We start from the raw sequence: 4,569 nt of genomic DNA, 5'->3' as shown, positions 1-4,569 counted from the left end.
GGATCAGTCAACTAATGCGTGGCTGACACACCGCATTCGCGAGCAAGCCCGCTCCCACATTTTTTTGCGTTTTGTTCATAATATGGGATGCAAATTTATATATTGAGATATTTCAAATGATCGGTTTATAGTCGCCTGCATCAGCACTCACTACCAAAAATAAAACAGGTGAAGCGATGCAGGCACAACCGTTGTCACTCCCCGCCGTGCCCGAGCCAACCTATGGCGAGCGGCTCAAAGACAAGGTGGTGATTATCACCGGTGCCGCCCAAGGCATTGGCGAGGCCATCGTCGCGTGCTTCCAGGCCCAGCAGGCGCGCCTGGTCATTGCCGATATCCAGGCTGAAAAAGTCGAGCACGTCGCCGCCCACTGGCGCGAACGCGGTGCGCAGGTCTACGCGCAAGCCGTCGATATCACCTCAAAGGAGCAATGGCAGGCGCTGGTCGAACAGGCCATCGCGCGCTTCGGTCGCGTTGATGTGCTGGTCAATTGCGCCGGGGTCAACGTGTTCCGCGACCCGCTGCAAATGAGCGACGAAGACTGGCGCCGCTGCTTCGCCATCGACCTCGACGGCGCCTGGTTCGGCTGCCGCGCGGTGTTGCCGCACATGATCGCGCAAGGCATCGGCAACATCATCAATATCGCCTCCACCCATTCCAGCCACATCATCCCCGGCTGCTTTCCCTATCCCGTGGCCAAGCATGGCCTGCTCGGCCTGACTCGGGCACTGGGCATCGAATACGCGCCCAAGGGCATCCGCGTGAATGCCATCGCGCCGGGCTATATCGAGACCCAACTCAACGTCGATTACTGGAACGGCTTTGCCGACCCCCACGCCGAGCGCCAGCGCGCCTTCGACCTGCACCCGCCCAAGCGCATCGGCCAACCGGTCGAGGTGGCGATGACGGCGCTGTTCCTGGCCACCGACGAGGCGCCCTTTATCAATGCCACCTGCCTGATGATCGATGGCGGGCGGTCTGTGATGTACCACGACTAACACTGTTCCAATAACAAGAAGAGGTGGTTCATGTTGAAGAAGACACTCGGCACCCTGGCCCTTGCGATGGCCTTCAGCGGTGTGGCATTCGCCGAAGACGTGAAGATCGGCTTCCTCGTCAAGCAGGCCGAAGAACCCTGGTTCCAGACCGAATGGGCCTTCGCCGAAAAAGCCGGCAAGGAACACGGTTTCACGGTGATAAAGATCGCCGTGCCCGATGGAGAGAAGACCCTGTCGGCCATCGACAGCCTGGCCGCCAACGGCGCCAAGGGCTTTGTGATCTGCCCGCCGGACGTGTCCCTCGGCCCGGCCATTGTCGCCAAGGCCAAGGCCAACGGCCTCAAAGTGATGGCGGTGGATGATCGCTTCGTCGATGCCAAGGGCAACTTCATGGAAGACGTGCCGTACCTCGGCATGGCCGCCTTTGAAGTCGGCCAGAAACAAGGCGCGGCCATGGCCGCCGAAGCGAAAAAACGCGGCTGGGACTGGAAAGACACCTACGCGGTGATCAACACCTACAACGAACTCGACACCGGTAAAAAACGTACCGACGGCTCGATCAAATCCCTCGAAGACGCCGGCATTCCCAAGGACCATATCCTTACCGCCGCGCTGAAAACCCTCGACGTGCCCGGCAGCATGGACGCCACCAACTCGGCCCTGGTCAAGCTGCCCAGCGCCGCGAAAAACCTGATTATCGGCGGCATGAACGACAACACCGTGCTCGGCGGCGTGCGCGCCACGGAAAGCGCCGGCTTCAAGGCGGCGAATGTGATCGGTATCGGCATCAACGGCACCGACGCCATCGGCGAATTGAAGAAAGCCGACAGCGGCTTCTTCGGCTCCATGCTGCCGAGTCCGCACATCGAGGGCTACAACACCGCGCTGGCGATGTACGAGTGGGTCACCACCGGCAAGGAACCGGAGAAGTACACGGCCATGGACGAAGTGACCCTGATTACCCGCGCCAACTTCCAGGAAGAACTGACCAAGATCGGGCTGTGGAAATGACCGCTGCGGCCCTGCGCTTTGACGGCATCGGCAAGACCTTTCCCGGGGTCAAGGCGCTGGACGGCATCAGCTTCAGCGCCCAGCCCGGGCAGGTGCACGCGCTGATGGGGGAGAACGGCGCGGGCAAGTCGACGCTGCTGAAAATCCTCGGCGGCGCCTATATCCCGAGCAGCGGCACGGTGCAGATTGGCGAGCAGACGATGGCCTTCAAGTGCGCGGCCGACAGCATCGCCAGCGGCGTGGCGGTGATTCACCAGGAACTGCACCTGGTGCCGGAAATGACCGTGGCCGAGAACCTGTTCCTTGGGCACTTGCCGTCGCGTTTCGGCGTGGTCAATCGCCGCCAGTTGCGCGAGCAGGCGCTGGCGTGCCTCAAGGGCCTGGCGGATGAAATCGACCCGGCCGAGAAGTTGGGGCGCTTGTCCCTGGGCCAGCGCCAACTGGTGGAAATCGCCAAGGCGTTGTCCCGTGGCGCCCATGTGATTGCCTTCGACGAACCCACCAGCAGCCTGTCGGCGCGGGAGATCGACCGCTTGATGGCGATCATCACGCGCTTGCGCGACGAAGGCAAAGTGGTGCTCTACGTGTCCCACCGCATGGAAGAGGTGTTCCGCATCTGCAACGCGGTGACGGTGTTCAAGGACGGGCGTTTTGTGCGCACTTTCGACGACATGCGCGCGTTGAGTCATGACCAGTTGGTGACCTGCATGGTCGGTCGCGATATCCAGGATATCTACGATTACCGCCCGCGCGAGCATGGCGAAGTGGCGTTGAAGGTCGACGGTTTACAAGGCCCCGGCCTGCGTGAACCGATCAGCTTCAACGTGCGCAAGGGCGAGATCCTCGGTCTGTTCGGGTTGGTGGGGGCAGGGCGCACCGAGCTATTCCGCGTGTTGAGCGGTTTGACCCGCAGCACTGCCGGAAGCCTGGAGCTCTGTGGCAAAAAACTGCACCTGCATTCACCGCGCGATGCCATCGGCGCCGGAGTGCTGCTGTGCCCGGAAGACCGTAAAAAGGAAGGCATCATCCCGCTGTCCAGCGTCGCCGAAAATATCAATATCAGTGCCCGTGGCGCCCATTCCGCGTTCGGCTGGCTGTTGCGCGACGGCTGGGAAAAGGGCAACGCCGACCAGCAGATCAAGGCGATGAAGGTCAAGACACCGAACGCCGAGCAGAAAATCATGTACCTCTCCGGCGGCAACCAGCAGAAGGCCATTCTCGGCCGCTGGCTGTCGATGCCGATGAAAGTCCTGCTGCTGGATGAACCCACGCGCGGTATCGATATCGGCGCCAAGTCGGAGATTTACCAGATCATCCATAACCTCGCGGCCCAGGGCATTGCGGTGATCGTGGTGTCCAGCGACCTGATGGAAGTGATGGGCATCAGCGACCGTATCCTGGTGATGAGCGAAGGCGCCCTGACCGGCGAAGTCAGCCGCGACCAGGCGGATGAAGCGCGGCTGTTGCAACTGGCTCTCCCGCGTTCGCGGGCTTGAAGAATTCGAGGTGAATGATGTCCGACGTAAAGACTGCAAAGGGCTTCTGGCCGGGTTTCAACCAACGCAAGTTCCTCGATGACTGGGTGATGCTGCTGGCGGCGCTGGGCATTTTTGTGCTCAGCGCGCTGTTTATCGACAACTTTCTTTCGCCGCTGAACATGCGTGGCCTGGGCCTGGCGATTTCCACCGTCGGCATCGCCGCGTGCACCATGTTGTTCTGCCTGGCGTCGGGGCACTTCGACTTGTCGGTGGGCTCGGTGATCGCCTGCGCCGGCGTGGTGGCGGGCATTGTGATCCGTGACACCGACAGCGTGGTGCTCGGCGTGTCGGCGGCATTGGCGATGGGCCTGGTGGTGGGGCTTATCAATGGCATCGTCATTGCCAAGCTGCGCATCAACGCGCTGATCGCGACGCTGGCGACCATGCAGATCGTGCGCGGCCTAGCGTACATCTTCTCCAACGGCAAGGCGGTGGGGGTGATGGATGAGCGCTTCTTTGTGTTCGGCAACGGCCAACTGCTGGGCGTGCCGGTGCCGATCATCATCACCGTGCTGTGTTTTGTGTTCTTTGGCTGGTTGCTGAACTACACCACCTACGGGCGCAATACCATGGCCATTGGCGGCAACCAGGAAGCCGCGCTGCTGGCGGGGGTGAACGTTGATCGCACCAAGATCATCATCTTCGCCGTGCACGGCTTGGTGGGCGCGTTGGCCGGGGTGATCCTCGCCTCGCGCATGACCTCGGGCCAGCCGATGATTGGCCAGGGGTTCGAGTTGACGGTGATTTCGGCGTGCGTGCTGGGCGGGGTGTCGTTGAGCGGTGGGATCGGCATGATCCGGCATGTGATTGCCGGGGTGTTGATTTTGGCGATCATTGAGAATGCGATGAACTTGAAGAACATCGATACCTTTTACCAGTATGTGATCCGGGGTTCGATCCTGTTGCTGGCCGTCATCATCGACCGCATGAAACAACGCTAGGGGCTCGGTCTAAACAGCACTGAAAATCCAATGTGGGAGCGGGCTTGCTCGCGAAAGCGGTGGATCAGTCAATACATCTGG

4 protein-coding genes are annotated in these 4,569 nt (G+C 61.0%); all 4 read left to right on the top strand.

Annotated elements, in window-relative coordinates; genetic code table 11:
- The first annotated feature begins 176 nt into the window (after positions 1-176).
- From NUV89_RS27850 to araH, 4 genes are read left to right on the top strand one after another with little or no spacing between them, the layout of a single operon-like run.
- Positions 177-998 carry an SDR family oxidoreductase gene (locus NUV89_RS27850; protein ID WP_257783845.1) on the top strand — a complete coding sequence of 274 codons (822 nt, stop codon included), beginning with the start codon at positions 177-179 and terminating at the stop codon, positions 996-998.
- A gap of 30 nt (positions 999-1,028) precedes the next feature.
- The gene (locus NUV89_RS27845; RefSeq protein ID WP_257783844.1) at positions 1,029-2,009 is read left to right on the top strand and encodes a substrate-binding domain-containing protein; all 981 of its coding nucleotides are present in this window, start codon (positions 1,029-1,031) and stop codon (positions 2,007-2,009) included.
- Complete coding sequence (gene araG, locus NUV89_RS27840; protein ID WP_257783843.1) at positions 2,006-3,505, top strand: L-arabinose ABC transporter ATP-binding protein AraG; 1,500 nt, start codon at positions 2,006-2,008, stop codon at positions 3,503-3,505. Before NUV89_RS27845 ends, araG begins: the two co-directional genes overlap by 4 nt.
- Before the next feature lie 17 nt (positions 3,506-3,522).
- The gene (araH, locus tag NUV89_RS27835) at positions 3,523-4,488 is read left to right on the top strand and encodes an L-arabinose ABC transporter permease AraH (protein ID WP_026137114.1); all 966 of its coding nucleotides are present in this window, start codon (positions 3,523-3,525) and stop codon (positions 4,486-4,488) included.
- Positions 4,489-4,569 lie beyond the last annotated feature (81 nt).

The sequence above is a fragment of the Pseudomonas sp. 18.1.10 genome (assembly GCF_024655625.1).
GTDB lineage: Bacteria > Pseudomonadota > Gammaproteobacteria > Pseudomonadales > Pseudomonadaceae > Aquipseudomonas.
Note: the sequence above shows the minus strand (reverse complement) of the source record. Positions and strands in the feature narration are given on the sequence as shown.

Bases quoted from the DNA above. Each gene is read 5' to 3' on its own strand.
- NUV89_RS27850 (WP_257783845.1), top strand. From the start codon at position 177: ATGCAGGCACAACCGTTGTCACTCCCCGCCGTGCCCGAGCCAACCTAT.
- NUV89_RS27845 (WP_257783844.1), top strand. From the start codon at position 1,029: ATGTTGAAGAAGACACTCGGCACCCTGGCCCTTGCGATGGCCTTCAGC.
- araG (WP_257783843.1), top strand. From the start codon at position 2,006: ATGACCGCTGCGGCCCTGCGCTTTGACGGCATCGGCAAGACCTTTCCC.
- araH (WP_026137114.1), top strand. From the start codon at position 3,523: ATGTCCGACGTAAAGACTGCAAAGGGCTTCTGGCCGGGTTTCAACCAA.